The following is a 2,401-nucleotide window of genomic DNA, read 5'->3' on the forward strand; positions in this document are numbered from 1 at the left end:
ATGGTGACATCTTCCACCTTCTTGGTCATGCCCCATGCCATTGGTTGCTGATGCAGCGGAATCATAATCACTTCGGATTTAACAATACCGAGTGCCTCGGATTCCAAAGCCAGACGTTTATCACGATCCATTTCCAGCGCTGCTTTTTCTGTCAGTGCATCGAGTTCAGGATAAGACCAGCCGCCATAGTTTGCCACACCTGCAGCGCCTTTGCGCGATGACAGAACCTGCACCAGAATGGAATAGGCATCCAGTGTCGGCTCATTCGCCCAGCCGATCATGAACATATCGGATTTACCGCTCGAGCGTTTCGGTGCCTGAACAGCACGCGGCCCGATATCCAGCTTCGGCTTCAGTCCAACACGGCTCAGCATGGTGACGATTACCGAGCAGACATCTTCTTCATTCACGCTCTCATCATTCATGCAGAGATAGGTGAACTCTGTGCCGACAGCACCGGCTTCTTCCAGCAGTTTTTTGGACAGTTCCGGATCATATTTTGTCGGAATATCCAGCTCTTTCGTATAGCCCGGAATTTCCGGCGCAACGACAGTACCGGCCGTATGGGTCATGCCGCGCATTACGCGTTTTGCCAGCAAATCACGGTCAATCGCATGGTCAATTGCCTGACGCACACGAATATCGTTGAAGAAATTATCGCGTCCGTCGTTCAGTTTTTCCTTACGGTTGAAAACCAGATTGATGGTGCGCAGATCAGGACGCTGCTCCACACGAATATCCGGTGTGCTTTCCAGACGCTTCACATCCTGCAGCGGCACACCATCTACCAGATCAATCTCGCCGGAAAGCAAGGCTGCAACACGGGTTGCAGGCGAGGCAATAGGGGTAAATTCAATACGGTCGAGATTGTGTTTTGGTGTATCCCACCAGCCATTATGTTTGACCAGAATGGTCTTGCTGTCCGGCACACGGCTTTCGAGCTGGAACGGGCCTGTACCATTGGTGTGGAAGGTTGTGTAACCTTCAACCTGACCACCGACATCGGTCGGCATTTCAGAATTGTTTTTCACCAGCCAGTCGCCGTCGAACATGAAAATATTGGTCATGTCGTTCAGGAAAAGCGGGCTTGGCGACGAGACCTCGATATCAACGGTGTAATCATCAACAGCCGTGGCACCAACAAACAGCGGAATATTGCCGCGCAGCGGTGAAGACGGATGACTGACACGCTTCATAGAAGCGAGAACATCCGCAGAGGTGAAATCGGAACCGTCCTGAAATTTCACACCTTCACGCAGCTTGAAGCGCCAGACTTTATTGTCGATCAGCTCCCAGCTGGTTGCCAGCGCAGGCTCGACAACAAACTCCGGCGTATAGCGCACCAGACCTTCGTAAATATGGTTCAGAAACGCCAGATTGGACGTGCTGCCATAGGAATACGGATCCAGCGAGAAAATATCGCGTGCACCGCCCCAGCGCAATGTCTCAGCAAAAGATGCAGTGCTGATACAGGTTGCAACCGTACAGAATAATAGTTTTTTCAGTAGTGAAGTCATAGTCGTCCCTCTCGCCGACAGATAACAGCACCCTCCTTTTCCTCAGACGGGAGAGTGCCGAACAGAATTGAGACGATGTTTTATGCAGACATAATTGTCAACATATTTGTCATCAAATATTTTAAACAATATAAAAAACTCCGGCAGGCCTGCGGCTTACCGGAGCTAAAAATCGCGTAATTATAAATGAAAATCAGAGCAATGCAGCGCGCAGGCTAGAGGACTGATCTTTGTCATCTTCCAGTTCCAGCTCACATTCGACACGATCGAGATGTTCAATCACGGCTTTGATTGCCGTCTCCGTGTCACCACGCGCAATATGTTCGACAATTGCCTGATGCTCATCCGGCCCGCAATTATGCAAATGGCGTGAGCGATAAACGGCTGTAATCAGCGATGTACGCGAGATCAGATCTTTAACAATACCATAAAGGAAAGCCGAACCCGCCAGTTCCGCCAGCAACAGATGGAAACCACCGGAAAGCCGGATAATATCCGTGCGATTGCCCTGCCGGTCGGCATTGCGCTCTTCTTCCACATGGGCATTCAGCCGCTGAACATGCTCTTTATTGATATTCTCGCATAGGCGTTCAACAACCCGATGCTCAATGGCGCGACGGGCATAGAATACATCCCGCGCTTCTTCCACCGATGGCTCTGATACAAATGCACCGCGATTGGCCTGAATTGTCACCAGCCCTTCGCGTTCCAGTGTTGCCAAAGCCTGACGGATACGCGCACGGCTGACATCAAAAATTTCCGCCAGCTCTTCTTCTTTCAGCCGCGTGCCGGGCTTCAGCCGCCGCTCGGCAATCGAGAGCCATATCCTGTCAAATATCTGACTTGCCGGCGTAGCCTGGGCACTTTCTGCCTTGGACATGGAA

General features: G+C 51.1%; 2 protein-coding genes. Both read right to left on the reverse strand.

From position 1 onward, the window contains the following. Window positions 1–1,517, reverse strand: a 1,517-nt coding sequence (locus A918_RS19400) for an ABC transporter substrate-binding protein (RefSeq protein WP_022709826.1), incomplete at its 3' end; no start/stop codon positions are given. 193 nt (window positions 1,518–1,710) lie between these two features. Further along, on the reverse strand, window positions 1,711–2,397 hold the full coding sequence (locus A918_RS0104125) for a GntR family transcriptional regulator (RefSeq protein ID WP_022709828.1): 687 nt from the start codon (window positions 2,395–2,397) through the stop codon (window positions 1,711–1,713). Window positions 2,398–2,401 lie beyond the last annotated feature (4 nt).

Origin of the sequence: Pseudochrobactrum sp. AO18b (assembly GCF_000409565.1) — a bacterium.
GTDB classification, from domain to species: domain Bacteria; phylum Pseudomonadota; class Alphaproteobacteria; order Rhizobiales; family Rhizobiaceae; genus Pseudochrobactrum; species Pseudochrobactrum saccharolyticum.

Coding starts and splice junctions, on each gene's coding strand:
- A918_RS0104125 (WP_022709828.1), bottom strand. CDS start 2,397: ATGTCCAAGGCAGAAAGTGCCCAGGCTACGCCGGCAAGTCAGATATTT.